This window comes from Streptomyces luteireticuli, from assembly GCF_041519305.1.
Lineage (GTDB): Bacteria > Actinomycetota > Actinomycetes > Streptomycetales > Streptomycetaceae > Streptomyces > Streptomyces luteireticuli.
The window spans coordinates 5,731,954-5,757,842 of the sequence record NZ_CP167927.1; the positions used below are offsets into that span (position 1 = coordinate 5,731,954).

Annotated in this window: 23 protein-coding genes; 11 read left to right on the forward strand and 12 right to left on the reverse strand. The window is 70.6% G+C overall.

Annotated elements, in window-relative coordinates:
* The gene (locus AB8735_RS25865; RefSeq protein ID WP_372409678.1) at positions 1–1,221 is read left to right on the forward strand and encodes a hypothetical protein; all 1,221 of its coding nucleotides are present in this window, start codon (positions 1–3) and stop codon (positions 1,219–1,221) included.
* Positions 1,222–1,344: 123 nt separating this feature from the next.
* Here AB8735_RS25865 and pyk read toward each other — a convergent pair whose 3' ends face one another.
* The 3 genes from pyk to pta form a co-directional block, all read right to left on the reverse strand.
* On the reverse strand, positions 1,345–2,772 hold the full coding sequence (gene pyk / locus AB8735_RS25870) for a pyruvate kinase (RefSeq protein ID WP_344019354.1): 1,428 nt from the start codon (positions 2,770–2,772) through the stop codon (positions 1,345–1,347).
* An 84-nt stretch (positions 2,773–2,856) separates the two neighbouring features.
* On the reverse strand, positions 2,857–4,074 hold the full coding sequence (locus AB8735_RS25875; protein WP_372409680.1) for an acetate kinase: 1,218 nt from the start codon (positions 4,072–4,074) through the stop codon (positions 2,857–2,859).
* 44 nt (positions 4,075–4,118) lie between these two features.
* The gene (gene pta / locus AB8735_RS25880) at positions 4,119–6,215 is read right to left on the reverse strand and encodes a phosphate acetyltransferase (protein ID WP_344019358.1); all 2,097 of its coding nucleotides are present in this window, start codon (positions 6,213–6,215) and stop codon (positions 4,119–4,121) included.
* 275 nt (positions 6,216–6,490) lie between these two features.
* Between pta and AB8735_RS25885 the strand changes: the two genes are divergently transcribed.
* The gene (locus AB8735_RS25885) at positions 6,491–7,516 is read left to right on the forward strand and encodes an ATP-dependent 6-phosphofructokinase (protein ID WP_344019360.1); all 1,026 of its coding nucleotides are present in this window, start codon (positions 6,491–6,493) and stop codon (positions 7,514–7,516) included.
* A gap of 12 nt (positions 7,517–7,528) precedes the next feature.
* Here AB8735_RS25885 and AB8735_RS25890 read toward each other — a convergent pair whose 3' ends face one another.
* A complete protein-coding gene (locus AB8735_RS25890; protein ID WP_372409682.1) occupies positions 7,529–8,461 on the reverse strand; it encodes an alpha/beta hydrolase in 933 nt (310 codons plus the stop codon).
* Between the two features lie 275 nt (positions 8,462–8,736).
* Between AB8735_RS25890 and AB8735_RS25895 the strand changes: the two genes are divergently transcribed.
* On the forward strand, positions 8,737–9,174 hold the full coding sequence (locus AB8735_RS25895; protein WP_372409683.1) for a hypothetical protein: 438 nt from the start codon (positions 8,737–8,739) through the stop codon (positions 9,172–9,174).
* A 43-nt stretch (positions 9,175–9,217) separates the two neighbouring features.
* Here the strand turns inward: AB8735_RS25895 and AB8735_RS25900 are convergent, their stop codons facing one another.
* The 3 genes from AB8735_RS25900 to AB8735_RS25910 form a co-directional block, all read right to left on the reverse strand.
* Positions 9,218–10,267 (reverse strand): DUF1259 domain-containing protein, encoded by a 1,050-nt coding sequence (locus AB8735_RS25900; protein WP_372409684.1) that lies wholly within the window; start codon positions 10,265–10,267, stop codon positions 9,218–9,220.
* Between the two features lie 462 nt (positions 10,268–10,729).
* Positions 10,730–13,255: an ABC transporter permease gene (locus tag AB8735_RS25905; protein ID WP_372409687.1), complete on the reverse strand. Its 2,526-nt coding sequence runs from the start codon at positions 13,253–13,255 to the stop codon at positions 10,730–10,732.
* 41 nt (positions 13,256–13,296) lie between these two features.
* Positions 13,297–14,115 carry an ABC transporter ATP-binding protein gene (locus AB8735_RS25910; RefSeq protein ID WP_372409690.1) on the reverse strand — a complete coding sequence of 273 codons (819 nt, stop codon included), beginning with the start codon at positions 14,113–14,115 and terminating at the stop codon, positions 13,297–13,299.
* Between the two features lie 442 nt (positions 14,116–14,557).
* Here AB8735_RS25910 and AB8735_RS25915 point away from each other — a divergent pair, with 442 nt between their 5' ends.
* From AB8735_RS25915 to AB8735_RS25925, 3 genes are all read left to right on the forward strand, one after another.
* Positions 14,558–15,772, forward strand: a complete 1,215-nt coding sequence (locus tag AB8735_RS25915) for a helix-turn-helix domain-containing protein (protein ID WP_372409693.1) — start codon at positions 14,558–14,560, stop codon at positions 15,770–15,772.
* A 62-nt stretch (positions 15,773–15,834) separates the two neighbouring features.
* Positions 15,835–16,092, forward strand: a complete 258-nt coding sequence (locus AB8735_RS25920) for a hypothetical protein (RefSeq protein WP_372409695.1) — start codon at positions 15,835–15,837, stop codon at positions 16,090–16,092.
* A complete protein-coding gene (locus AB8735_RS25925; RefSeq protein WP_372409698.1) occupies positions 16,085–16,255 on the forward strand; it encodes a hypothetical protein in 171 nt (56 codons plus the stop codon). The genes AB8735_RS25920 and AB8735_RS25925 overlap by 8 nt, the downstream gene beginning before the upstream one ends.
* 243 nt (positions 16,256–16,498) lie before the next feature.
* Here AB8735_RS25925 and AB8735_RS25930 read toward each other — a convergent pair whose 3' ends face one another.
* Complete coding sequence (locus AB8735_RS25930) at positions 16,499–17,335, reverse strand: carbohydrate ABC transporter permease (protein WP_372409699.1); 837 nt, start codon at positions 17,333–17,335, stop codon at positions 16,499–16,501.
* 37 nt (positions 17,336–17,372) lie between these two features.
* Entirely contained in the window at positions 17,373–17,957 is a 585-nt protein-coding gene (locus AB8735_RS25935; RefSeq protein WP_344019376.1) for a TetR/AcrR family transcriptional regulator, read from the reverse strand.
* Between the two features lie 99 nt (positions 17,958–18,056).
* Between AB8735_RS25935 and AB8735_RS25940 the strand changes: the two genes are divergently transcribed.
* Positions 18,057–18,812 (forward strand): SDR family NAD(P)-dependent oxidoreductase, encoded by a 756-nt coding sequence (locus AB8735_RS25940; protein ID WP_372409701.1) that lies wholly within the window; start codon positions 18,057–18,059, stop codon positions 18,810–18,812.
* Positions 18,813–18,824: 12 nt separating this feature from the next.
* On the opposite strand, the gene AB8735_RS25945 is transcribed toward AB8735_RS25940, so the two are convergent.
* On the reverse strand, positions 18,825–19,253 hold the full coding sequence (locus tag AB8735_RS25945) for a CBS domain-containing protein (RefSeq protein ID WP_344019380.1): 429 nt from the start codon (positions 19,251–19,253) through the stop codon (positions 18,825–18,827).
* A gap of 218 nt (positions 19,254–19,471) precedes the next feature.
* Here AB8735_RS25945 and AB8735_RS25950 point away from each other — a divergent pair, with 218 nt between their 5' ends.
* The 4 genes from AB8735_RS25950 (at position 19,472) to AB8735_RS25965 (ending at position 23,350) form a co-directional block, all read left to right on the forward strand.
* Positions 19,472–20,257: a VOC family protein gene (locus AB8735_RS25950; RefSeq protein ID WP_372409703.1), complete on the forward strand. Its 786-nt coding sequence runs from the start codon at positions 19,472–19,474 to the stop codon at positions 20,255–20,257.
* A gap of 116 nt (positions 20,258–20,373) precedes the next feature.
* Positions 20,374–20,820: an MmpS family transport accessory protein gene (locus AB8735_RS25955; protein ID WP_372409704.1), complete on the forward strand. Its 447-nt coding sequence runs from the start codon at positions 20,374–20,376 to the stop codon at positions 20,818–20,820.
* 567 nt (positions 20,821–21,387) lie between these two features.
* The gene (locus AB8735_RS25960) at positions 21,388–22,215 is read left to right on the forward strand and encodes a helix-turn-helix domain-containing protein (RefSeq protein ID WP_372409705.1); all 828 of its coding nucleotides are present in this window, start codon (positions 21,388–21,390) and stop codon (positions 22,213–22,215) included.
* 85 nt (positions 22,216–22,300) lie between these two features.
* Positions 22,301–23,350: a type III polyketide synthase gene (locus AB8735_RS25965; RefSeq protein ID WP_372409707.1), complete on the forward strand. Its 1,050-nt coding sequence runs from the start codon at positions 22,301–22,303 to the stop codon at positions 23,348–23,350.
* On the opposite strand, the gene AB8735_RS25970 is transcribed toward AB8735_RS25965, so the two are convergent.
* Together AB8735_RS25970 and AB8735_RS25975 are read right to left on the reverse strand one after the other, a co-directional pair.
* Positions 23,254–24,237: a helix-turn-helix domain-containing protein gene (locus AB8735_RS25970; RefSeq protein WP_372409708.1), complete on the reverse strand. Its 984-nt coding sequence runs from the start codon at positions 24,235–24,237 to the stop codon at positions 23,254–23,256. The genes AB8735_RS25965 and AB8735_RS25970 overlap by 97 nt on opposite strands.
* A gap of 181 nt (positions 24,238–24,418) precedes the next feature.
* Positions 24,419–25,669, reverse strand: a complete 1,251-nt coding sequence (locus tag AB8735_RS25975) for an IS110 family transposase (RefSeq protein WP_372411747.1) — start codon at positions 25,667–25,669, stop codon at positions 24,419–24,421.
* Positions 25,670–25,889 lie beyond the last annotated feature (220 nt).

Below are 25,889 nucleotides of genomic sequence, written 5' to 3' on the forward strand. Positions count from 1 at the left end.
GTGTCCACTGAAGAAGAACACCGGCCGAAGGCCGGTCCGCGCCATGCCGCGCCCAGAAAGCCGCTGTTGGCCCGGCTGCACATGCCCGTCGGCAAGGCGGTCGCCCTCGCGGCGATGCCCACCGCCGTCCTCATGGGCATGGGCTTCACGCCCCAACTCGCCCAGGCCAAGCCGACGGAGCCGCCGAACCCGTTCGGCGACGCGTTCTGCCTGACGACGCCGGACCAGTCGCCGTCACCGGACGCCACTCCCGGTACTCCGAGCCCGAGTGCGAGCCCGAGTCCGGATGTGAGCAGGACCGCCGACGACGAGGGCAAGGCGGACAAGCCCAAGAAGTCGAAGGAGACGGTTCCGCCTTCACCGAGCCGTACGCCGAAGCCGGAGGCGACGCCAACACCGACGCCGACTCCGTCGCCCAGTGAGGACCTTCTCGACAAACTCCGCGGCAAGCTCCCCAGGCTCCCGCTGCCCGTACCACCCGCGACCAGCTCGCCGTCCCCGACGCCCACTCCTACGCCGCCGCCGACGGATACGCCCACGCCGACCCCGAGCGCGAAGAGCGCCACCCCCACCCCGCCCACGAGCGCGGTGAAGAAGCAGTCCCCCTCGCCCACTCCGAAGGCGACGCCCCAGCCGCACAAGACCCTGGACGTTCCGGAGACGCCGGAGGCGACCGACACCGCATCGCCGTCGGCAACTCCGTCCCCCACCCCCACATCTCCTGATGAGAAGACGCCCAAGCCCTGCCCGACCCCCAAGGCCGGGGCCGACCGGAAGCAGGCGGGCTTCGCCAACAACCCCTGGTTCCTGGAGTCCAGCAAGCTCACGCTGCGCGGGCTGACCTACCAGGGGATCAAGGAGATCACCACCGTGGGCGGGCAGAAGAAGTCCGTCGTGAAGTTCACCGCGGACGGGTTGGACATCCGGGATCTCCACGCGCTCGTCAACGACCGGGGGAGGGTCTACCACCAGTCCGGTCCGGGCAAGACCTCGACGATCAGAGGTGGCGAAGTCACCCTGTACACGGAGGAGTTGAAGGGCAAACTCCTCGGTATCCCGATGACCATCAACGCTTCCCATCCTCCGCCGCTGATACCCGGCCTGAAGCTGCCGATCCCCATCAGCTACACCGACGTCAAGATCCGTCAGGGCGGCCAGTACGGCGGGACCCTCACCATCCCGAACATGAAGGTCTACATCACGGACGGGACATACCCGTAGCCCCGCCCCGCAAAGCCCGGGAGCCGCACCGGAAAAGGAAACCGGAGAAGGAAAACGGCCGGGCCGTCGCCTCTGACAGGTCAGAGGTGACGGCCCGGCCGCGCGTCAGGACAGCGGGAGGACCTAGCGGTTCTCCCCGCCCAGGTGGTGCACCCGCACCATGTTCGTGGTGCCGGGGACGCCGGGGGGCGAGCCGGCGGTGATGACCATCGTGTCGCCGTCGTTGTAGCGGTGCAGCTTCAGCAGCTCCGCGTCGACCAGGTCGACCATGGCGTCCGTGTTGTCCACGTGCGGGACGACGAACGTCTCGACGCCCCAGCTCAGGGCGAGCTGGTTGCGGGTCGCGGTGTCCGTGGTGAAGGCCAGGATCGGCTGGGCCGTGCGGTAGCGGGAGAGGCGGCGGGCCGTGTCACCGGACTTGGTGAACGCGACGAGCGCCTCGCCGCCGAGGAAGTCGGCGATCTCGCAGGCGGCGCGGGCGACCGAACCGCCCTGCGTGCGCGGCTTCTTGCCGGGGACGAGCGGCTGGAGGCCCTTGGAGAGGAGCTCCTGCTCGGCCGCCTCGACGATGCGGGACATCGTCTTGACGGTCTCGATCGGGTAGGCGCCGACCGAGGACTCCGCGGAGAGCATGACCGCGTCGGCGCCGTCGAGGATGGCGTTGGCGACGTCGGAGGCCTCGGCGCGCGTCGGGCGCGAGTTGGTGATCATCGACTCCATCATCTGGGTCGCGACGATCACCGGCTTGGCGTTGCGGCGGCACATCTCGATGAGGCGCTTCTGCACCATCGGGACCTTCTCCAGCGGGTACTCCACCGCCAGGTCGCCACGGGCCACCATCACACCGTCGAAGGCCATGACGACCTCGTGCATGTTCTCGACGGCCTGCGGCTTCTCGACCTTGGCGATCACCGGGACGCGGCGGCCGACCTCGTCCATGACGCGGTGGACGTCCTGGACGTCCTTGGCGTCGCGGACGAAGGACAGGGCGACCATGTCGCAGCCCATCGCGAGCGCGAACTTCAGGTCCTCGACGTCCTTCTCGGACAGGGCCGGGACGTTGACCGCCGCGCCGGGCAGGTTGATGCCCTTGTGGTCGGAGATGACGCCGCCCTCGATGACGATGGTCCTGACCCGCGGGCCGTCGACCTCCGTCACGCGCAGCTCGACGTTGCCGTCGTTGATCAGGATCTGGTCGCCCTTGGCGACGTCGCCCGGCAGACCCTTGTAGGTGGTGCCGCAGATCGTCTTGTCACCGGGGACGTCCTCGGCGGTGATGGTGAACTCGTCACCGCGCACCAGCTCCACCGGGCCGTCCGCGAAGGTCTCCAGGCGGATCTTCGGGCCCTGGAGGTCGGCCAGGACGCCGATCGCGCGCCCGGTCTCGTCCGCGGCCTTGCGAAGGCGGTGGTACCGCTCCTCGTGCTCCGCGTGGGAGCCGTGGCTCATGTTGAAGCGGGCCACGTTCATGCCGGCCTCGATCAGCGTCTTCAGCTTCTCGAAGGTGTCGACGGCAGGGCCCAGGGTGCAGACGATTTTGGAACGGCGCATGGGGCAGATCCTATCGGTTTGTTTCGGAGCGGAATATTCGAGCTGTGGGAAAGGACAGGGACGGAGGCCCCGATTCCGGGGGAGTCAGGCGCTGACCAGGGCGTATGCCTGGGTGGCGATCTCCAGCTCCTCGTCGGTCGGGACGACCGCGACGGCGACCCGCGCGTACTCGGGGGAGATCAGCCGCGCCGCGTCGCCCCGCTGCGCGTTGAGATCGGCGTCCACGGCCAGGCCCAGCTCCTCCAGACCGGCCACGGCGGCCTCGCGGACGGGCGCCGCGTTCTCGCCCACGCCCGCCGTGAAGGCGATCGCGTCGACCTTGCCCAGCACGGCGTAGTAGGCGCCGATGTACTTCTTCAGCCGGTGCACATACACGTCGAAGGCGAGCTTCGCCTGCTCGTCGCCCTCGTCGATGCGCCGGCGGATCTCGCGCATGTCGTTGTCGCCGCACAGTCCGATCAGACCGCTCTTCTTGTTGAGGAGCGAGTCGATCTCGTCGGTCGACATCCCGGCGGTGCGGGCCAGGTGGAAGATGACCGCCGGGTCGATGTCACCGGAGCGGGTGCCCATGACCAGGCCCTCCAGCGGGGTCAGGCCCATGGAGGTGTCCACGCAGCGGCCGCCGGCGACCGCCGAGGCGGAGGCGCCGTTGCCCAGGTGCAGGACGATCACGTTGACCTCGGACGGGTCCTTGCCCAGCAGCTTCGCCGTCTCGCGGGAGACGTAGGCGTGCGAGGTGCCGTGGAAGCCGTAGCGGCGGATCATGTTCGCGTCCGCGGTCGCGGTGTCGATCGCGTAGCGGGCGGCGTGCTCCGGCATCGTCGTGTGGAAGGCGGTGTCGAAGACCGCGACCTGCGGGAGGTCGGGGCGGAGCGCCTGGGCGGTGCGGATGCCGGTGATGTTGGCCGGGTTGTGCAGCGGGGCCACCGGGATCAGCCGCTCGATGTGCGCGATGACCTCGTCGGTGATCAGGGTCGGCTCGGTGAACTCGCTGCCGCCATGGACGACGCGGTGGCCGATCGCGGCCAGCTCGGGGGAGTCCAGGCCGAGCCCGTCGGCCGCCAGCTCGTCGGCGACGGCCTTGAGCGCGGCGGCGTGGTCGGGGATCCGCTCCGTGATCTCGCGCTTGGTGCCGCCGGTCGCCAGCGGCGTGTGGGCCAGCCGCGAGGAGTCCTCGCCGATGCGCTCGACCAGGCCGACGGCCAGCCGGGCGCCGTCCGCCATGTCGAGCAGCTGGTACTTGACCGACGAGGAGCCGGAGTTGAGGACGAGGACGCGGGTCGCGTTGGCGTTGGCAGTCATGGGGCTTTCCGTAGTGGGGGGAACGACAGGGGACATACCGGGGATCACGGCTCGACGCGGTCGCCGCGCTGCTCGCCCTGCGCCTGGATGGCGGTGATCGCGACGGTGTTGACGATGTCCTGGACCAGCGCGCCGCGCGACAGGTCGTTGACCGGCTTGCGCAGACCCTGCAGGACCGGGCCGACCGCGACCGCGCCGGCCGAGCGCTGCACGGCCTTGTAGGTGTTGTTGCCCGTGTTGAGGTCGGGGAAGACCAGGACGGTGGCCTTGCCGGCGACCTCGGAGCCCGGGAGCTTGGTCGCGGCGACGGCCGCGTCCACGGCGGCGTCGTACTGGATCGGGCCCTCGACCAGCAGGTCGGGACGGCGCTCGCGCACCAGCTCGGTGGCCCGGCGGACCTTGTCCACGTCCGCGCCGGAGCCGGAGGTGCCGGTGGAGTACGAGAGCATCGCGATCCGCGGCTCGACGCCGAACTGGGTGGCGGTCGCGGCGGACTGGATGGCGATGTCCGCGAGCTGCTCGGCGTTGGGGTCGGGGTTGACCGCGCAGTCGCCGTAGACCAGGACCCGGTCGGCGAGGCACATGAAGAAGACCGAGGAGACGATCTGGGCGCCCGGCGCGGTCTTGATGATCTCGAAGGCGGGGCGGATGGTGGCCGCGGTGGAGTGCACCGCGCCGGAGACCATGCCGTCGGCCAGGCCCTCCTGGACCATCAGCGTGCCGAAGTACGAGACGTCGGCGACGACGTCGTGCGCCAGCTCCACGGTCATGCCCTTGTGGGCCCGCGCCGCGGCGTAGATCTCGGCGAAGCGCTCGCGCAGCGGGGACTGCTGCGGGTCGATCAGCTGGGCCTCGCCCAGGTCGATGCCGAGCTCGCCGGCCCGCTTGCGGATCGCGTCCTCGTCGCCGAGCAGCGTGAGGTCGCAGACGTCGCGGCGCAGCAGCACGTCGGCGGCGCGCAGCACGCGCTCCTCGGTGCCCTCGGGCAGGACGACGCGGCGGCGGGCGGAGCGGGAGCGCTCGATGAGCGCGTGCTCGAACATCATCGGGGTGACGCGGCCGGAGCGGGCGACGGAGATGCGGTCGCCCAGCTCGGCGGTGTTGACGTGGCGCTCGAAGAGGCCGAGGGCGGTCTCGGTCTTGCGCGGGGACGAGCCGTCGAGCTTGCCGTCGATCGCGAACAGCTCGGCCGCGGTCGGGAAGGAGCCGCCGGGCACGGAGATCACCGGGGTGCCCGGGGCGAGGCGGTTGGCCAGCGCCAGGATGTCCTCGCCGGGGCGCTCGTCGAGGGTGAGCAGCACACCGGCGATGGGCGGGGCGCCGGCGCTGTGCGCGGCCAGCGCGCCGACGATCAGGTCCACGCGGTCGCCGGGGGTGACCACCAGGCAGCCCTCGGTCAGGGCGGGGAGGAAGACGGGGAGCATGGCGCCGCCGAAGACGAAGTCCTTGGCGTCGCGGTCCAGGCCGGCCTCGTCGCCGAGCAGCACATAGGCGCCCAGCCTGCGGACGATCTGCGCCACGGTCGGGGCGGAGAGCGAGGCCTCCTCGGGCAGCGCGTAGCAGGGCACCGGCAGGCCGGCGGCCAGGCCCTCGGCGACGGCCTCGCGGTCGGCGGGCGCCACGCGGTTGACGACCAGGGCGACGACGTCGCAGCCCAGCGCCTCGTAGGCGCGGAAGGCGTTGCGCGCCTCGGCGCGCACGGACTCGGCGGCCTGCCCCTGGGCGCCGACCACGGTGATCACGGAGGCGCCGAGCTCGTTGGCCAGGCGGGCGTTGAGGGCGAGCTCGTCCGGCAGGTTGCTGCCGATGAAGTCGGTGCCGAGGACGAGGACGTGCCCGTACTCCCGGGCCACGGCGTGGAAGCGCTCGACGATGGTGGAGACCAGCTCGTCCGTGCCCTTCTCGGCCTGGAGGGCGGCGGCCTCGCCGTACGTGAGGCCGTAGACGCTTTCGGGTGACTGCTCCAGCCGGTAGCGGGTCCGCAGCAGATCGAAGAGCCGGTCCGGCCCGTCGCCGTGGACGAGCGGGCGGAAGACGCCCACCTTGTCCACCTGGCGGGTCAGGAGCTCCATGACTCCCAGCTCGATGACCTGGCGCCCGTCGCCTCGATCGGTCCCGGTCACGTACACGCTGCGCGTCACGCGTGCTCTCCTTGCTCCATGCCGTGAAGTTGCCGTGGGGTAGTTGCCGTGGGGTGTCACAGACCGTTCTTCTGTTCTTCGCCCGGCCTGTGAAAATACCCGTTAGGGTGGTCTTGCCCTCTTGACAATACCTGCGCCCCTGGATAAGGCGCTCGTCAGGCGGGGCGCGGTGGACGGTGGCCGCGGAGATGGCCATGCAACGGCAGCACCGGCGGGCCCATGGAACAATCGGGTCCGGCTCACAGGTACCAGTAGCGAGCAGGAGACACAGCACGATGCGCATCGGAGTCCTCACCGCGGGCGGCGACTGCCCCGGCCTGAACGCCGTCATCCGCTCAGTGGTGCACCGTGCCATCGCGGAACACGGCGACGAGGTCATCGGCTTCGAGGACGGCTTCAAGGGCCTGCTCGACGGCCGCTTCCGCAAGCTCGACCTCGACGCGGTCAGCGGCATCCTCGCCCGCGGCGGCACCATCCTCGGCTCCGCCCGCCTGGAGCGCGCCCGGCTGCGCGAGGCGTGCGAGAACGCCAAGGACTTCTCCCGCGAGCACGGCATCGACGTCCTCATCCCGATCGGCGGCGAGGGCACCCTGACCGCCGCCCGGATGCTCTCCGACGCGGGCCTGCCCGTCGTCGGCGTTCCGAAGACGATCGACAACGACATCTCCTCCACGGACCGCACCTTCGGCTTCGACACCGCCGTCGGCGTCGCCACCGAGGCCATCGACCGCCTCAAGACCACCGCCGAGTCGCACCAGCGCGTCATGGTCGTCGAGGTCATGGGCCGCCACGCCGGCTGGATCGCCCTGGAGTCCGGCATGGCCGGCGGCGCCCACGGCATCTGCCTGCCCGAGCGCGCCTTCGACCCGGCGGACCTGGTGAAGATGGTGGAGGAGCGCTTCGCCCGCGGCAAGAAGTTCGCCGTCATCTGTGTCGCCGAGGGCGCGCATCCGGCCGAGGGCTCGATGAACTACCAGAAGGGCGCCATAGACCAGTTCGGCCACGAGCGCTTCGCCGGCATCGGCACCGCGCTCGCCCACGAGCTGGAGCACCGTCTCGGCAAGGAGGCCCGCCCGGTCATCCTCGGCCACGTCCAGCGCGGCGGCACCCCCACCGCGTACGACCGCGTCCTCGCCACCCGCTTCGGCTGGCACGCGGTCGAGGCCGCGCACCGCGGCGAGTTCGGCATGATGACCGCGCTGCGCGGTACCGACATCGAGATGGTGCCGCTGGCGGACGCGATCACCGAGCTGAAGCGGGTGCCGGAGGACCGGATGGACGAGGCGGAGTCCGTCTTCTGACCTTGCGGTCCGCTAGGGGCGGAGCCGTTCCGCGAGTTGCGCGAACAGCTCCGCCGTCGCGGCGTCCGACGCCGGCGACTGCTCGAACAGGCTGAGGAAGCCGTGGACGAGACCGTCGTACGTGCGGTGGAAGACATCCGTACCGGCGTCCGCCAGCGCCTCGGCGTACGCGCGGCCCTCGTCCCGGAGCGGGTCGTACCGCGCGGTGCCGATGACGGCCGGCGCGACGCCCGTGAAGTCCGGGGCGAGGAGCGGGGAGATCCGCCATGAGCGGAGGGCGCCGGGGTCGCCGCCCGCGTAGACCCGCTGGAGCTCCTCGATCGTCTCCGTGGTGAGGAAGTACCCCTCGCCGTTCTCGGTGCGCGACGGGTGGGACCGCGTGCCGCTGCAGTCCGTCGGGGGATAGGCCAGCAACTGGGCGTCCAGCGGCCGCCGTTCGTCCCGGAAGACGAGGGCGGTCACGGCGGCCGTGTTCGCGCCGGCGCTGTCGCCCGCGACGGCCAGCCGCCCGCCGCCGTAGTCGTCGCGGTGCTCGGCCACATGGCGTGCGGCGGCCAGGCAGTCGTCGAGCGGCGCGGGGAACGGGTGCTCCGGCGCCCGCCGGTAGTGGACGGCGACGACGACGGCGTGCACGTCCCGGCACAGACGGCGGGTGATCTGGTCGTGGGAGTCCAGGTCCCCGGCGACCCAGCCTCCGCCGTGGAAGAACACGACGGTGGGCACGGGGCCGTCGGCCCCTTCCGGCCGGTAGACGCGTACGGGGATCTCCCCGGCCGGGCCGGGCAGCGCGCCGTCCTCCACGGCGCCGACCTCGATCGGTACGAGATCTTCTGCCAACGCCCGCCCCTGCTCCCGCAGTTGCTCGACGTGCGCGCGGTCGACGGGGAGCGGCGGCAGGGGGCCGTACCGGGCGAGCAGGGCGGTGATGGCCGGTTCCACGGGCATGGGGGCCTCCGGGGTGTGAGCCTTCTCGAACCTACGGGGACCGTAGCGGTGCCGCCCGCGCGGTTGGGCCGTTCGTGCGTATCCCCGTTCGTGCATATCCCTGTCCGTGTGCATCCCCGTTCGTGCGCATCCTCATTTGTGCGCATCCCCTAGGGGCCGTAGGCCCGGAGTCTGACGCCAGGACCGTGCGTCGGGCTGACTCCTGGGCGGGGAAGGGCCCGGACACTGGAATCAGACATTCCGACCCGTCCCCGTCCCCCTCGCGGAGGCCCTCCATGAAGAAGATCATCGTCGGCGCGGTCGCGGCCGCCGCCGTCGTCGCCACCGGCGCGGCCGTCGCCCCCGCCGCCAAGGACTGGTACGAGAGCCGTCACGACGAGTCGTCCCGCTACACCACCGGTGCCGAGGCGAAGGCCGACCGCGCGACGGTGCCGCGCTGGCTGCCCGACGACGCGGCGGACGTGCGCTACGCGATGAAGACGACCGGCGGCGACCGCCTGCTCCGCGCCTCGCTGCCCGGCGGCAAGCTGCCGTCCTCCTGCGAACCGCTGTCCGGCGCGCTGTCGAAGCGCCCGGCGCTGTCGGCGTCGTGGTTCCCGTCCGGCACGACCGCCCAGGCGCGTTGCGGCCTCTACTACGCCGCGACGGACGGCGGCACGCTCTACGCCTGGCAGGACAACGAGGACTGGATCGCGGACAACAAGTCCCGTTGATCCCCGGCAGTTTCGCCGACCCGTTGCCCCCCGTCGGGCACCTCTAGGAACCGGGCGCGGGTGCCACATTCGTGAGCGACACCGCGCGGCGGAGCGAGCGCGCGAGCGCGACGCCGTCGCCCACCGCCCACAAGTGGAGGAAGAACAGCCGCGGTTCCTCCGTGAGCCCGTGGTTGTGCAGCTCGACGAGGTCGATCGAGCCGTGACGCAGGGTCGCGAGGACATCGTGCACCTCCCCGGAGACCATGGCGAAGTCGCCGCTGAGCGCGGCGCGTCCGCCGCCCAGCGGCTGGAAGGTGAAGGCCGTGGTCGCCCCGAGACCGGGCGGGAGGGCGCGGTTGTGGTCCACGATCGTCTCCCGCCGGATGAACGTGCAGGCGTGGACACCGTTGGCCGTGGTGCCCGGGACGCCCAGCGCCCGGTCGATCCCCGCGGTGTCCAGGTCGATCGGACGCGGCCGGGCGGGCGGGGGAGGGGGCGGGGTGCCGGTCGCCTCCACGACGGCGCGCAGGCCGCGGGCCATACGGACGGGGTCGCGGCCCTGTGTGTGGATATGCGTCCACCAGAGCGCCGGGGTGTGGGCCAACAGGTGCTTGTGGATCGCGGTCTGCATGAATCCGTGCGTGTGCAGGGCGTCGTTGAGCCTCTGCAGCCGGCACTCGGTGATGATCAAGTCGCCCATGACCAGCGTGTTTCCGTCGCTGTAGCGGGCGAACGACACATGGGAGCCGAGCGCGAGTCCGGGGGTGAGGGTGATGCCCCTGGAGACGACGTGGAGATCCCAGCGGGGGAACGGCGTGTGGTAGTAGAGGCCGCGGATCATGTTGCCGCTGCGGCCGAGCGTCCCGGCGACCCCGGCCCATGTCGCCGTGGTGGAGGGAACCGGGGTGGCGGGACGGCCCGTTCGGTCGTGCCCGGCGTGGGAATCGTGCCCGGCATGGGGGTCGCGTTCGGCGTGGGGGTCGCGCTCGGCGTGGGAGTCGCGGAGGGCCAGCTTCGCGGACGCGGGCGTCAGCGCGGCCACGGCCAGCAGATTCCGTCGTCGTATCCCGGTCTCGGTCCCGGTCTCGTCGGGTGGGGGCTGTGTGCTCATCCCCGGGCACCTCGTGTCTCCTGGAGAAAAGCCGACTCGCTCTCGATGGCCCGGACAGGGTTGACCGGAGCATCCACAGGTCGGCCGAGGCCCGTTGCAGTGGGCGTCCTTGTGCGGGTGCGGCTCGGAAGAGCCTGCTTTTCCCGAATGTGTTCCCGCATGCACATTCCGTAAACGGGCATGCCCCGTCGCCTGCCGTCTCCTGCCGTCGCCCGGTGGTGCGGACGATCTTCTCGAAGGCGGCTGTCCGCGGCGCTTGAGGACTGCCGGTCACCGTCCTGTCAGCCGCCTCCAGGACTCCCGGGCTACAGCCCGTGCGGAGCCCTCCTGAGGGGCGCTTGAAGCGCCGGCCGCACGCTATCGCAAACTCCGCTGGCCTGACGGCGAGTTGGCCGGGTATACGAGAGCGGTGTGCGGCGCGCAGGGGACTCTGCGCGCCGCACACCGCTCCTGCACCTACGCTCACTGCGTGCCGATGGACTCCAGCATGTTCAGCCTCGCCGCCCGGCGGGCCGGCCAGAGGGCCGCCAGGACGCCCACCGCGAGGGCCAGCAGGAGGAAGATCCCGATCCGGCCCCACGGCACGACCATCTCGTACGTGGGGAACGACGACCGCAGGATGTGGCCGCCCGACCAGGCGAGGAAGACGCCCAGGCCGACGCCCAGCACCGCGCCGAACATCGCGATCATCACGGACTCCAGGCGCACCATCTGCTTCACCCCGGAGCGCGCCAGGCCGATCGCCCGCAGCATGCCGATCTCCCGGGTCCGCTCGAAGACGGACATGGCCAGGGTGTTGACGACGCCGATCACCGCGATGACCACGGCCATGCCCAGCAGGCCGTACATCAGGAAGAGGATGTCGCCGATGCTGCCCGCGCTTTCGCGCCGCAGGTCGTCCCGGCTCTGCACCTTGATCAGCGGGTTGGCGCCGAGCGCCTTGCGGATGGTGCCGGGCAGGTCGGCGGACGCGCCGGGGGCCGCCTTCACCAGCACTTCCTGGTCGAGGACCTTGTCCAGGTGCGGGTCGACGAGGGAGGGGGCGCCGATGACGTCGCTCAGGACGTCGTTCTTCGTGTAGACGGCGGCGACGCGCGCGGTGGCCTTCTTCCCATCGTAGAACTCCATGGGCAGGGACGAACCGACGCGCAGCGCACGCTGCTTGGCGTACTCGTCGGAGACCGCGACGGACTTTCCGCGCACCGCGGCGAGCGAACCCTCGCGCACCTTGAGGTCCGTGACCTTGCCGAGCGAGGCGACGTCCGTGGCGCGGAGTCCGGCCGGGGCGTTCCCCGACTGGAAGCCGGTCATCCGGATCGGGACGGCGGCGTCGACTCCCGGCTGCCCGGCCAGCGTTCGGGCCACGTCGGGGGAGAGGCCGCCGAAGCCGGACGACGTGACCTTGTAGTCGGCGGTCAGGTCCTGGCCACCCATCCGGTCCACGCCCCGGTCGGCGGAGATCGCGACCACGGTGAAACCGGTGATGAGGGTGAGGCCGATCATCAACGCCGAGGCGGTGGCGGCCGTACGGCGTGGATTGCGGAGCGCGTTGCGGCGGGCCAGCTTGCCGCTCACGCCGGTCAGGCGGTCGGTGACCCTGCCGAAGGCGGCGACGAACGGGCGGGAGAGCAGCGGCGCCAGGACGATCACGCCGGCGAGGGTGAGGGCGGAGCCCGCCATCGCCGCCTGCAGACCGCTGGAGTCGCGGAACGTCGTGACATAGAGCATGATCGCGACGCCGAGCGCGGTGAGCACGCCGCCGAGGGTGTTGCGGAGGACCAGGCTGCGGGGGGCCGCGGGCTGGTCCACGGCGGACAGCGCCTCGACGGGGGCGATCCGCGCGGCCTTGCGGGAGGGCAGCCAGGCGGCGAGGACGGTCACGACGGTGCCGACCGCGAGGGCGGAGAGCACGGCCGTCGGCTCGATGACGAGAGGGCCGTCCGGCAGGCTCGCGCCGGTCGAATTGAGGACGGAGCGCAGGCCGACGGCGATGCCGAGGCCCAGGACGAAGCCGGCGGCGGAGGCGACGAAGCCGAGCACGCCCGCCTCGATCAGCACCGAGCGCACGACCTGGCGGCGCGAGGCGCCGACCGCGCGCAGCAGCGCGATCTCGCGGGTGCGCTGGGCGATCAGCATGGTGAAGGTGTTGGCGATGATGAAGACGCCGACGAAGAGGGCGATTCCGGCGAACACGAGGAAGGTGTTCCGGATCGACTTGGTCTCCTTGTCGATGAGCTTCGACTGCTCGGCGGCGAGGTCGGTGCCGCTCTGCGCCCGGACGCCCTTGGGGAGGACCGCGCGGACCTTGGCCGCCAGGGCGTTCTGGTCGGTGCCGGGGGCGGCGGAGACGACGAGCTCGGTGAACTCGCCCTTCTTGCCGAGGAGTTTCTGGGCGGTCGGGGTGTCGAAGAGGGCCAGGCTGCCGCCGGACTCGACGCGGGGGTCGTCGGTGTCGACGATGCCCACGAGCTTCTTGGTGATCACGGGGCCGTCGACGGCGAGGCGGACGGTGCCGCCGATCTTCGCTCCGGTCCTGTCGGCCGTGCGGGCATCGAGGGCGACCTCGCCGGCGGCGGACGGGCCGCGGCCGGTGCGGAGGGGGTAGCGGCTGTCCTTGCCGTCGCTCCTGCCGTTGTCCGGGACGTAGTTGGCGCCCTCGCTGCCCCATTCGCGGCCCGCGGGGTTGCCGTCCTTGTCGGCGACGGTGGTGGTGCCGTTGACGGACGGGCGGACACGGGTCACGCCGGGTATCGCGCGGACCTTGTCCACGGCCTTGGCGTCGAGCGCGCCGGGGCTCGGGCCGTCGGCGGTCACGGAGACGGCGACGTCGTCGAGGCTCTTCGCGGTCCTGTTGCGGAAGGCGGAGCCGACGGAGTCGCTGAAGACGAGGGTGCCGGAGACGAAGGCCGTGCCGAGGAGGACCGCGAGGGCGGTCATCAGGAGGCGGGCCTTGTGGGCGAGGAGGTTGCGGAGGGCTGTGCGCAGCACGGGTGGGTTCCTGGGGGTGGTGGTCGGCTGGCCGAATGGCCCTAGTTCGTACGGCCCTTGGCCTCGAATGCCTTCATTCGGTCGAGGACCGCGTCCGCGGTCGGGCGGTGGAGTTCGTCCACGATGCGGCCGTCCGCGAGGAAGAGCACGCGGTCCGCGTACGAGGCGGCCACCGGGTCGTGCGTCACCATGACCACCGTCTGCTCCAGGGCCTGCACCGACTCCGCGAGGAATCCCAGGAGTTCGGCGCCCGAGCGGGAGTCGAGGTTGCCGGTCGGCTCGTCCGCGAAGATGATCTCCGGCCTGGCGGTGAGCGCGCGGGCCACGGCGACGCGCTGCTGCTGGCCGCCGGAGAGCTGGTTCGGCCGGTGGCCGAGGCGGCCGGAGAGGCCCAGCGTCGTCACGATCCGGCCGAGCCACTCGGGGTCGGGCCGGCGGCCCGCGATGTCCATCGGCAGGGTGATGTTCTCCAGCGCCGTGAGCGTCGGCAGCAGGTTGAACGCCTGGAAGACGAAGCCGACCTTGTCCCGGCGCAGCCTCGTCAGCTGCCGGTCGCCGAGGGAGGCGAGCTCGGTGTCGCCGATGCGGGCGGAGCCGGAGGAGACGGTGTCCAGGCCGGCCATGCAGTGCATGAGGGTCGACTTGCCGGAACCGGACGGCCCCATGATCGCCGTGAACTCGGCCCGGCGGAACTCGGCGGAGACCGAGTCGAGCGCGGTCACCCGGGTCTCCCCGTGGCCGTAGACCTTGCTCAGGCCGGTGGCGCGGGCGACGACGGTGCCGGCGCGGGGGGTGGTCAGGGGGGCCGCTGGGGACACGGGGGCTCCTCGGGGAGGGCGGGGACGGTGAGCTTCTCCCATCCTCGGGGGCGGGGGCGGGGCGGGCGTCGGCCAGAGGACCGGAATGTGGGGTCGCACTTTTGGGAGGGGGTGGGGGGTGGCGTAGTCCTTGAGATGGATGCGGGTGCGGTTCCCGCGGGGTGGGTTTTGCCCCTGGCCCGCCCTTTCACCGTTTCTCGCCGCGCTGCCGCGCGGGGCAACGCGGCTGCGCCGCGTTCGTCCTCATGCGCCGGACGGGCTGATTTCAGCCTGTCCGGCGCATGAGGACTTCGCCCGAAGGGCGAATGGGGTCCGGGGTCTCCCCGGGAAGAAACGGTGAAAGGGCGGGCCAGGGGCAAAACCCACCCCCTACCCCTTCATCGCTCCACCCAGCGCAACCCCCCGGAGAACGGCCCCGTTGGGGGGCGGGGATGCCCCCGAAGAGCCGGTGCCGTCCGACCGGCCCCGGCGTAGGTTCTGCGGTATGGCTACTGAGCACCTGGGCGATCGTATGGGGAGGCTGCGTCGCCTCGCGGACTTGACCCAAGAGGAGCTGTCCGAACGTTCCGGCGTGTCCGTGGACGTGGTCCGCAAGCTTGAGCAACGACGGAAGCACAGCGCGCGCCTGCCGACGCTCCACTCACTCGCCAAGGGGCTTGGGGTGGAGCTGACGACGCTTCTCGGCGACCCGCCGGGCGTCCCTTCAAGCGGAGATGCCGATCCACCCCAGTTGGTCGCTGTCCGTCGCGCGATCATGCCGCCGTTGTTCGCTCCCCCCGCCGAACCAACGGGCGTTGAACAGCTGTCCCTGCCCCTCCTGCGGGCTGAACTCACGGACGGGTGGACGCTGTACCACTCCGCAGATTTCGGCCGCCTCATGGATGTTCTGCCGGACATCATCGCGGACGCTCGCCTGCTCGCCGCCGTGGGGAACGAGGAGCAGCGGGCGGCCGGTCAAGCGGCGCTCGGCAAGGCGCTGCAACTCGGAGGCCATCTGGCGATGCGCCTCGGCAAGACAGACCTGGCACTTGCCGCTCTGGAGCGGGCGCACGCGGCCGCCGAGGATTCCTCGGACCCCTTGCTCGCCCCGATGGTGTCGAACTCCGTGGCATGGGCGTACCAGCGACAAGCCCGGTTGGACGACGCGAGAAACCTCGCCGTTCATGCTGCCGACCGGGTGGAGCAGGAACACAAAGGGACGGCAGCGGGGATCCGGGTGTGGGGTGGTCTTCTGATGTCTGCGGCTACCTCGTACGCGCGGAGTGACGACTACGGGACGGCCAACGAGATGATGACGACGGCAGAGGCGGCAGCCGGCCGACTGACAACGCTTCCGCCCCCGGCCGACGGCAAGTTGGTGTCCGTGTTCAGCAGGTCGTCGGTGCGCATCGAACGGGTACGTCTCGCTGTGCAGCACGAGCGGCCGGAGGAAGGGCTGCAACTGGCCAGGGGCATGAGGCTGAGCAGAGACATCCCGCCCTCCTGGCGGACGTGGCTGCTGTTGGACGTGGCGCGCGCCTGCGCAGATGTCGGGGACGCCGCCGGGGCCGTGAAAACGCTTGAGAGGCTCCGGCGGGTGGCCCCGACCTGGATGCGACATCACACGCTGGCTGTGGCGATTGTCAGCGACTTGTGGGCCATGTCGGCCCGGCCGCCGGGGCTGCGCAGGCTTGCCGAGTTCCTGGGCGTTGCCGACTAAGGGCTCCAGAGTAGGACGTTCCGTCCCTGTGATCTCTCGCAGCGCAGCGGCACGATCACACCATGGCTGAGCAACGGGGCGCACCCCAGAACGGCACACTCGTCGTGGACGAGTGCTCTGACCGGGTCGGCGTCGTCATGGGGCACGAGGGCCCCAACGTCCAACTCCGGCCCCTGCGCGGTGGAAGGGAGTGGGAGGCGGACCCCCGCAAGCTGCGCCTGGCCACCGCCGATGAAAGACAGGAGGCGGGCGCGGGGCGGTCGCGCCCTGCGTTCGTCGGCGACCGGTACGGCGGCATCGCACGGGGGTGCCATGAGTGACCTGCGCCCCGCCTACCGGTTCCCCCGGCCCCTGATCGGCGTGACCGACCGGCCCTGGCACGCACGCCGGGAGGGCGATGCGGTCCCGGTCGGCGACCAGGACCGCATCACCCGACTCCCCGCGGAGCCGGAACAGCACGAGCACGGGGAGAACGCGCCATGATCCCCCTGCCGCACAGCAGCGGACCTCCGGCCATGCCGACCCCGATCCCCGGCTGCGCCATCTGCGCCCGACTCGACAGCGCATGGCGAGCCGCGCGGGGCAGGGGCGACCGGACGTCGGCCAAAAAGTTCGGGGATGCCCGCGTCAAACACCACACGGCCCAACACCCGGGGACCTGGTGACCAGGGGTACCCCCTCCAGAGGAAGCGAAAGGGCGGGCCAGGAGCCGCACCCGCCCACCCCCTACCCCTTCACCGCCCCACCCAGCGCGAACCCCCCGCCGATCCTCCGTGACACCAGCGCATACAGCAGCACCACCGGCGTCGAGTACAGGATCGAGAACGCGGCCAGCTGGCCGTAGGCCACCTGGCCGTAGTTTCCGAAGAAGGTGAAGACCGTCACCGACGCCGGGAGTTGGTCCGGGGAGAGCAGGAGGAGGAAGGGGACGAAGAAGTTGCCCCACATCAGTGCGAAGCAGTAGACCGCCGCCACGCCGACCCCCGGCCCCATCAGCGGCAGCACGACGCCCGTCAGTGTGCGCAGCCAGCCCGCGCCGTCGGTCCAGGCGGCCTCCTCCAGGGTGCGGGGGACGGCGTCCATGAAGTTCTTCATCAGCCAGATGACGAAGGGGAGTTGGGCCGCGGACAGGAAGAGGATCGTGCCGCCCATGGTGTCGATGAGGTTGACCCGGACGAACAGACCGTAGACCGGCACCATGATCGCTGTGATCGGCAGACAGGTGGCGAACAGGGCGGTCAGCAGATAGGGCCGGACGAGGCGGGAGCGGAAGCGGGACAGGGGGTACGCGGCGAGGGCCGCGCAGGCCACGGTCAGCGCGGTGGCGCCGCCGCACAGCACCAGGCTGTTGAGCATCGGCGTGAAGGTGATCTCGTCGGTGAGGACGGCGGAGAAGTTCTCGGACGTCACCGGTGAGGGGGTCCGTACGCTCAGCCCGGCCCCGCCGTCCACGGAGGCCAGCACCAGCCACACCAGCGGCAGGGCGAACACGGCGGCCACGGCGGTGAGCGCCGCGTCGGCGGCCAGCCGGTGGCGGGCGCGGCGGGTGCGGAACCGGGACATGGGGCGGACACCTCCGTCCCGGAGCGTAGCGAGGCGCTCAGGGTGCGGGGAAGGCGTTCATCGCGATGTCGACCGCCCGGTGCAGTTCCTCCGGCGTCGCCCCGCCCGCCGCCTGCACGGCGATGCCGTACCAGACGAGGACGGTGTAGGCGGCGAGCCCCGGGGCATCGGTGCCGGGGGCCAAATCGCCGTCCAGCAGCGCCTGTTCGAAACGGCGGCGCAGCGCGGTCTCGTTGGCCCGCCGCCGGGCGGCGGTCTCGTCGCGGACGGTGCCGGCCTGTTCGCCGGTGGCCAGCGCGCCGTGCACCATCAGGCACCCGGGGGCGTCCCCGCCCGTGGTGGAGGCGACCGTCCCGCGCAGCAGGTGCTCGGCGACAGCGCGCGCCGTGGGCTGTGCGAACGCCTCGCGCACATGGGCGCCGCGGTCCATGTAGCGGTCGAGGGCCTTGCGGTAGAGGGACTCCTTGTTGCCGTACGCGGCGTACAGGCTGGGGCGGTTGATGCCCATCGCCGCGGTGAGGTCGGAGAGCGCCGTCCCCTCGTAGCCCTGCCGCCAGAAGACGGCGACGGCGCGGTCCAGTCGTTCGTCGAGGTCGAACTCGCGTGGTCGTCCGGTCGCCATACCCGCCTCCGCCTCTTCCGCTCCTACTTCTGTACCGATCGATATGATAGCTTCTCCACGTTGCGTACCGAGCGGTACAGAATTCAGGGAGGAGCTGTCATGACGTTCGACAAGGCACTCAAGGGCAAGGTCGCGCTGGTCACCGGGGGTTCGCGGGGCATCGGCGCGGCGACGGCACGGCTGCTGGCCGAGGCGGGGGCGGACGTGGCGATCGGCTACGCGGCGTCCGCGGACCGGGCCGCGGAGGTCGTGCGGGAGCTGGAGGCGAAGGGGGTACGGGCCGCCGCGTACCGCGCCGACCTGGGCGACCCCGGACAGGTGGCCCGCCTCGTCGCCGGTGTGGCCGAGGACTTCGGCCGGCTGGACGTCCTGGTCAACAATGCGGGGGTGATGGTCCCGGCCATGGTCGGGGACGCCGACGCCGATATCGCCGCTCTGGAACGGCAGTTCGCCGTCAACACCGGTGGCGTCATCGCCGCCATACGCGCGGCGGCCGGTCTCCTGGAGGAGAACGGCCGCATCATCACCATCGGTTCGAACCTCGCCAGCCGTGCGTCGTACCCCGGCGTCGCCGACTATGCGGCGTCCAAGGCGGCCGTCGTCGGCTACAGCAAGGGCGCCGCGCGGGACCTCGGCCACCGGGGGATCACGGTCAACGTGCTCCAGGCCGGCTCCACGAACACGGACATGAACCCGCAGGACGGGCCGCGGGCGGACCTCCAGCGGTCGGTCAACGCCCTGGGGCGCTACGCGCGGCCCGAGGAGATCGCGTTCGGCGTCCTCTTCCTGGCCAGCCCGCAGGCCTCGTTCGTGACCGGGACGGTCCTCGACATCGACGGCGGCGCGCTGGCGTGATCCGGGTGCGACTCAGGTCTGCGGCGGTCCCGCGTAGACCTGTGCCGCGAACGCGTGCACCTTGTCCTCCGGCAGGCTCCGCGCCACGTCCGCCTCGCTGATCATCCCGACGAGCTTCTTGTTCTCGATCACGGGGAGCCGGCGGATGTGATGGGTGCCCATCTCCTTGACGACGTCCTCCACGCTCGCGCCGGCGTCGATCCAACGGGGCGTGCCCTCGACGATGTCGGCCGCGGTGCACTGCGACGGGTCGTGGCCCTCGGCCACGCACTTCACGACGATGTCGCGGTCGGTGATGATCCCGCACAGCCGCTCGGTCTCGTCGCTGACGGGCAGCGCGCCGACGTGGAGGCGGCGCATCCGTTGCGCGGCGTGCAGCAGCGTCTCCGTCTTGGGGATCCACTGCGCGCCCTCGTGCATGATGTCCTTGGCTGTGGTCATGGTGTCCCTCCTGCCTGCGGCCCGTTTCCTGTCCTGAGTGTCCGTTCGTGCGCGTGCCCCGCCCGGTGCGCCGTGACGCCCCCGGGCGGGGCACGCCGGCCATCCATCCCCTCCATGGTTGCTCCGCCGCCGGGGATCGGCGACCGGGCGGGGCGGGGCCGCCGGTGCCAGACTGGGAGCAGAGGCGCAGTCTCCTTCGGAGAGGGGGCGCATTCCCCGTGCTCACCACCGACTTCGTCACCGGGTCGCCCAGTTGGATCGACCTGGGGAGCCCCGACACCGGCCGGGCCGCCGGGTTCTACACGTCCGTCTTCGGCTGGGACTTCGCGTCGGCCGGTCCCGAGTCGGGCGGTTACGGCTTCTTCCGGAAGGACGGCGCCACGGTCGCCGCGCTCGGCCCGCTGACGGAGGAGGGCGCCTCGTCGGCGTGGACCGTCTACTTCCGGACGCCCGACGCGGACGCCACGGCCAAGTCCGTGGAACAGCACGGCGGTACGGTCCGGGTGGCGCCGTCCGACGTCATGGAGGCCGGGCGGATGGGCTGCTTCACCGACCCCGGCGGGGCGGAGTTCGCCGTCTGGCAGCCCGCCGCCGTGGGCGGTCTGGAGCGGGCCTCGGAGGAGGGCGCGCTGTGCTGGGTCGAGGCGCATGTGGCCGATCCGACCGCGGAATTCGCCTTCTACCGGGGCGTGTTCGGCTGGCGGTCCATCGACATGGAGGTGCCCGGGCTGGTGTACAAGGTGCTGTCCACCGCCGAGGGCGACCGGCAGGAGTCGTCCTTCGGCGGCATGGCACCGCTCCAGGAGGGCGACCGGCCGCGCTGGATCCCGTACTTCTGCGTCGCCGACCCGGACGCGGTGGTCTCGGCGGCGGAGGGCGGCGGCGGTTCGGTGCCGATGGCGCCGGCGGACATGGCCGGGGTCGGCCGGATCGCCTGGCTCGCGGATCCGTTCGGGGCGGCGTTCGCGGTCATCCGGCCCGATCAGCCGGCGGCCGCGGCGTAGGCCCTCGCCGGGCCGCTGAGTGGTTTGCTTAGAATGGGGCTTGTTTTTACCTTTACTTTGCGTTTAGATCGGCCTCGGCCTGATCGTCGCACTTGCCCCGAAGGGTTCCCCGTTTCGTGAAGCGCTCCGTCCGTCATGCCCTCTCCGCCCTGGCGCTGGCCGGTCTCGCCGTGACCGCCGCGGTCGGATGCGGCGCAGAGGAGTCCGTGAAGAAGGCCGTCGACGAGGTCGAGCAGTCGGCCTCCGCCGCGGCCGACGAGGTCGAGAAGAAGGCCAACGGCCCCTTCGAGGTGACCTATGAGGTCACCGCGGACCAGCCGCTGGACTCGGTCGAGTACGAGGAGGGCCGCGCGGCGCAGAAGTCCGTGGAGTCCCCGAAGGCTCCGTGGCGGACGACGGTGACGCTGAAGGACATGACGCCGCCGAGTGTGATGGTCACGGGTGCGGGGGAGAGCGGGTCGGTCACCTGCCGGATCCTGTACAAGGGCAAGGTGATCAAGGAGAAGACGGCGAAGGGGGAGTTCGCGAACGCGTCGTGCGTGGCGGTTGCGCCGCGGCTGTAGCGCGGCTGTGCTGCGCGGCCCCGTCGTGGCCCGGACGCGGCCGGGCGGGACGCCTCGTGGGGGAAGGCGCCGCCGGCCCGGCGGGATGTGCCCGTATCCGGCCGCTCAACCGCCCTTGCGGGCAAGGTACTTCGCGTCTGTCGCGCTGACGGGCTGTCCGGTGCCGATGGCGGGAGCGGACGGGGAGTGAGGCTCTGTTGCCGACTGATCGGAAGGTCAGTCGTCACTTCGTGAGTATGTCTTTTCAGCCAGCGGCCGCATGGCTAGCGTCGCAAGCTGTGGAGAAGGGCTCGACGTGAAGACGTAAACCCGAACGTGGCAACTGCCGCCGTATGAGCTCTGCCCATTGTCGCCATTTTCCGTCGAACGATGACCGCATCTGCCCCTCCCGTAACAACTGGGTCACTCGCAGTGGTGCGAGGGAAGGGTTCGATCACCCCCGTAGGCCGAACCCTGAGTTCGATGATGCAGGAGGGATGGGATTATTACTTCGGGGAACTTTTCCCCAGAAAAATCAACCGACGAAAGCGTCTTCCCTTCAACGGGAAGTCGTGGTAGGGGGATCCCGTGGACAAAAGGGCGCTCCAGCAGCTCTTGCGTGAGCGGAGAGCGGCCGTCACCCCGGAAGAGTACGGACTGACCCGCCCTTCGCGACAGGGTCGACGCGCTCCTGGTCTGAGCCAATCGCAGATGGACCAGCTGCTGCACCGCACCCACGGGACGTACAACCGTCTGGAGGCGGGAAACTACCCGAACCCGCCCGAGGAATTATTGCGGGACGTCGCCCGGCTGCTCGCATTCAACGAGCACGAGTGGACGCTGCTCTGGCTCTACATGATGCACCGGGACCCTCCCACCCCCCTCCATCAGAGCTCCGGCACGGAGGTGCGCGATGCGTGGGGAACCGTGGTGCAGAGCATTTCCCACATCGCCTACATCAGCGACCAGAGCTGGCAGGTCGTGACGTACAACGACGCCTTCGCGGCCATGTTCCCCGACCGGAAGGTCTGTGCGAACACCATGCGCTGGATGGTGCTCGATCCCTCCGCGCGCGATGTGCTGGCGGGCTGGGAGGACCACTGGCTGCCGATGGCCCTGCCGCAAATGCGGGCCGCCGTTGCCGCGTTGCCGCACGACGAGATTCTCGCCGAGCTCGAGGCGGACATCCTCGCCGATCCCATCGCCGGCCCGATGTACAAGGCGGGCGGTGGCGGTGCGTTCGCCCATCCGGACGGCGACGAACGGCCCCTGAACCATTCGGAGCTCGGAAAGGGCTGGGTGACGCTCTGTGCCGCTGAACCGCTGTCGCATCCCCGGGTCCGCCTGATGGTGATGATTTTCCATCCGGGCGAAGAGCGCCGGAACGCCCCCCAGACCGTTCTGCGAGCGCCGTGAACGAGAAATCTTCCACAAGCGCAGGGGACTTACCGCCCCTGCGATACCGGCCAGTTCCCCACCTCACCGATCCGTGGAGGATCCAATGTCCGCATATGTGGCGCGCCCCGCCATAGCCCTGCCCCAGCACGTGATCACGACGGACGACATCTGTGACGACATTGCCCGTCATCACTCCGGCCATCCGCAACTGGCGACCTATTTGAGGGTCGCGAAGACGGTCGGAGTACGCACCCGAAGGTTTTCCCGGCCGCTCAACTCCCCTACGGTTTCCGGCTCGGCCGGGATCGAGGAGCGGAACCTGGTGGCCTTCGAGGACTCCGCCCGCCTCGCCGAGGAAGCGGCCCGCGGGGCCATGGCCAACGCAGGCCTGGGGCCGTCCGACATCGACGCCGTCGTCACCAGCCACACCACGTCCTGGACGACACCGGGACTCGATGTCCACCTGGTCAACGCGCTGGGCCTGCGGCCCGATGTCCGCCGGACGCCGATGGCCTCGCTGGGCTGTGGCGGCGGGGCCCAGGCCCTGGCCCGCGCCGCCGACGACGTCGCCGCGCGCCCGGGCGCCCGGGTGCTCGTGGTCGCGGCCGAGACGCTGAGCACGGTGTACCGGCACGAGGACGACGGACTCGGATCCATGATCTACAAGGCGCTGTTCGGGGACGGCGCCGGGGCGTGCGTCGTCACCGATGCGCCGCTGGGCCCCGGCTTCCGCATCGACGCCTGCTGGGAGTACCTGCTGCCCGACAGCCTCGACCGCTACTGGTGCAGTGTGGACGAACGGGGCCTGCACTTCGACTCCACACGCAAGGCCGCCGACGCCACCGGCGAGGTTCTGCCGCTGCTCGTGGACTGGCTGGACGGCCTGGAGGCCCCACGCCCCGAATGGACTGTCGTCCACGCTGGCGGACCGCGCATCCTCGAGAACGCGGTCAAGTACCTCGGCGTCGAGGAGAAGGTGCTGCGGCACTCCTGGAGCAGCCTGGAGGAGTACGGGAACCTCGGCGGCGTGTCCGTCCTGGACGTGCTGGCCCGCACCTACGAGGAACCGCCGGGACCCGGTGCGCCGGGACTGCTGACGGCCTTCGGGCCGGGGTTCTTCGCGGCGGCCTGCCAGGGGGCGTGGTGCGAATGACCGGTCCGGTTCTGTGAGCGCGCCGACAGGGCGGGGAAGAAGCTCGCGGGATCGCGCCCGGCCACCGGCCAGCGGCCGGGGAGCGCCGTCGGGTGAGGTGCCCCCTCCGGCCGGAAGAGCAGATGGTACAGGCGCGTTCCACGGGATCCGACCGGCTCGCAGACCGAGACGGTGACCCATCCCGGGCCGAGTTCGGTGTGGTGCAGCGGTCGTTCCGCCCCGTCGGGATGGGCGTGTCCCGGGCGGATGCTCGTGAACAGGTCCCGGGTTCTGGGGTCGGCCAGACACTGCTCGGCCAGTGCGCGCAGAGTCCGGTTGTTCTCGTCCTGGGCGAGAGCGGCCCGCAGTTGGGGTGCGACCAGGGGAGCCCAGCTCGTCTCCCAGTCGCCGAGCACCCGGTCGCGCGCGTCGTCGCTGAACAGCATCCAGTGCATGGTGTTGTGCGGGGCGCGCCGGCCGGGGAAGATCGCGGCGAACGCCTCGTTGTAGGCGAGGACGTTCCACTCCAGGTCGCACAGATAGGAAATGCCCGAGAACGCGTTCATCATCTGTGTCCAGTGGGCAGGGACACAGATCTCCCCGTCCCTGGTGAGCGGATACGGCGGCTGTTCCCCCCGTGCGTATCCGTAGAAGACGACCCATTCCTCCTCCGTGAGCCCCAGGATTTCCGCAACGTCCCGCAGATATTCGGGAGTTGGGTTGTCCAGGACCCCGCGTTCCAGCTTTCCGTAGGTGCCCGGGGCGCGGAGGAGGAGGTCGTCCATCTGGGCCTGCGTCAGCCCTGGCGACTTTCTGCCCCGGGGGTCCAGGCGTATCAGGCCGAGACTCTCGGGTCGGATGGCCGCCCGACGCTCGGTGAGCATCTGGCGCAGTACCTCCGCGTCCATGAAGTTATCTCCTTTTCTACACCCGGGTCCCCCGGCTTTTCGAGGTGCTGGCAGTACCTCAAAAAACGCCCGAGCCGACAGTGGGGCGATGTGTCCGACGTGAGCGGAACGAGGTTGAGTGTATTCGGGGAGTGACCGCATCGGATAATTCGGTGCGGAAAAGGTGCCCCTATGGTTTTCGTCAAGCGGCGATGGCGGTAGGGGGCGCGTAGAAGGTGCCGTCGCGGAGCATGGCGAAGAGCACGTCGATGCGCCGCCGGGCGAGGCAGACGAGGGCGGCGACGTGGTGCTTTCCCTGCCGTCGCTTCTTGTCGTAGTAGGTGCGTGATTCGGGCTGGGACAGCGATGCGAACGCAGCGAGGTAGAAGGCTCGTTTGAGCTGTTTGTTGCCTCGTCGGGAGGGATGCTCGCCGCGTATGGAGGAGCCGGAGCTCCTGGTCACGGGTGCCAGTCCGGCGTAGGCGGCCAGGTGGCCGGCCGTGGGGAAAGCGCTGGCGTCGCCGACGTCGATGAGGATGCGGGCTCCGGTCCTGACCCCGATGCCGGGCATGGAGGTCAGGACCGGGGAAAGAGGGTGGGCCTCCAGCAGTTCCTCGATGCGGGCGGCGAGGAGTTTGCGCTGGTCGAGCACGGAGGTGAGTGAGCCGGCGAGGCTGGGGACGATCAGCGAGGCTGCGTCGGTGCCGGGCACGACGACGCTCTGCTCGTCGAGGGCGTCGAAGACGTCCTCGACCAGGCGCTCGGCCAGCCGCGGGGCCTTGGGTCTGAGCAGGGTCACCAGTCGGCGTCGCCCGGCTTTCCTCAACTGGGCCGGGGATCCGTGACGTTCGAGGAGTGTCAGGACGGCGGGATGATCCAGCCTGGGACCGAGGACCCGCTCCAACGACGGGTGGATCTGGGTGAGCAGGCCACGCAGACGGTTCTTGATCCGCGTGGACTCGGTAGCCAGGTCGTCGTCGAAGCCGACGATCATCTCCAGCTCGGCAATGGTCTCGTCGGACGGCGCCAGGTTTCGCAGCGTGTGCGGCATCGTCCGCGCGGCATCGGCGATGATCGCCGCGTCCCGGGCATCGGTCTTGGCCTCACCGGCGTACAGATCGGCGATCCGTCGCATCGTCAGGCCGGGCAAGTAGGCGACGCTGCAGCCCATGTCACGGGCCACCGCCAGCGGCAGAGCTCCGATCGAAGCCGGCTGGTCGACCACCACCAGCACAGTGCCGTGCTTGGCCTGGAGCTTGGCGAACACCTCACGCAGTTTCGGCTCGGTGTTGGGCAGCCGCTTGTCGAAGACCCGCTTGCCCACCGGAGTCAGGGCGGTGGCATGGTGCTCGCCCTTGCCCACGTCCAGGCCCAGGTAGACGTCGATGTCACCCGTGTCGATCACGTGCACTCTCCACAGCGGTCGCGCCCTCCCCGGCCTCACCTGCGGCATCAGCGTGCCGGCATCCACGTTACGAAGAGACTGCCTCACCCGGAACAGGATCGGCGCTCGTGCCCCTAATCAGCGGTCTGCCAATGCCTCCGGTACCCGGTGACACCACCTTTTCGATCATGATCGACAGGGGCTGCAAGTCATGCCGGGACCAGAGGCCGGGAACCCCGTTGCGGGGCCACGAAAAAGGTAACGGGGCGGTGGCCGGTTTGCGCCTCCT

Excerpts from the sequence above, each read along its gene's own strand:
- pyk (WP_344019354.1), bottom strand. The coding sequence starts at position 2,772 with ATGCGCCGTTCCAAAATCGTCTGCACCCTGGGCCCTGCCGTCGACACC.
- AB8735_RS25875 (WP_372409680.1), bottom strand. The coding sequence starts at position 4,074 with ATGACTGCCAACGCCAACGCGACCCGCGTCCTCGTCCTCAACTCCGGC.
- AB8735_RS25885 (WP_344019360.1), top strand. The coding sequence starts at position 6,491 with ATGCGCATCGGAGTCCTCACCGCGGGCGGCGACTGCCCCGGCCTGAAC.
- AB8735_RS25890 (WP_372409682.1), bottom strand. The coding sequence starts at position 8,461 with ATGCCCGTGGAACCGGCCATCACCGCCCTGCTCGCCCGGTACGGCCCC.
- AB8735_RS25895 (WP_372409683.1), top strand. The coding sequence starts at position 8,737 with ATGAAGAAGATCATCGTCGGCGCGGTCGCGGCCGCCGCCGTCGTCGCC.
- AB8735_RS25900 (WP_372409684.1), bottom strand. The coding sequence starts at position 10,267 with ATGAGCACACAGCCCCCACCCGACGAGACCGGGACCGAGACCGGGATA.
- AB8735_RS25910 (WP_372409690.1), bottom strand. The coding sequence starts at position 14,115 with ATGGGAGAAGCTCACCGTCCCCGCCCTCCCCGAGGAGCCCCCGTGTCC.
- AB8735_RS25915 (WP_372409693.1), top strand. The coding sequence starts at position 14,558 with ATGGCTACTGAGCACCTGGGCGATCGTATGGGGAGGCTGCGTCGCCTC.
- AB8735_RS25920 (WP_372409695.1), top strand. The coding sequence starts at position 15,835 with ATGGCTGAGCAACGGGGCGCACCCCAGAACGGCACACTCGTCGTGGAC.
- AB8735_RS25925 (WP_372409698.1), top strand. The coding sequence starts at position 16,085 with ATGAGTGACCTGCGCCCCGCCTACCGGTTCCCCCGGCCCCTGATCGGC.
- AB8735_RS25930 (WP_372409699.1), bottom strand. The coding sequence starts at position 17,335 with ATGTCCCGGTTCCGCACCCGCCGCGCCCGCCACCGGCTGGCCGCCGAC.
- AB8735_RS25935 (WP_344019376.1), bottom strand. The coding sequence starts at position 17,957 with ATGGCGACCGGACGACCACGCGAGTTCGACCTCGACGAACGACTGGAC.
- AB8735_RS25940 (WP_372409701.1), top strand. The coding sequence starts at position 18,057 with ATGACGTTCGACAAGGCACTCAAGGGCAAGGTCGCGCTGGTCACCGGG.
- AB8735_RS25945 (WP_344019380.1), bottom strand. The coding sequence starts at position 19,253 with ATGACCACAGCCAAGGACATCATGCACGAGGGCGCGCAGTGGATCCCC.
- AB8735_RS25965 (WP_372409707.1), top strand. The coding sequence starts at position 22,301 with ATGTCCGCATATGTGGCGCGCCCCGCCATAGCCCTGCCCCAGCACGTG.
- AB8735_RS25970 (WP_372409708.1), bottom strand. The coding sequence starts at position 24,237 with ATGGACGCGGAGGTACTGCGCCAGATGCTCACCGAGCGTCGGGCGGCC.
- AB8735_RS25975 (WP_372411747.1), bottom strand. The coding sequence starts at position 25,669 with ATGCCGCAGGTGAGGCCGGGGAGGGCGCGACCGCTGTGGAGAGTGCAC.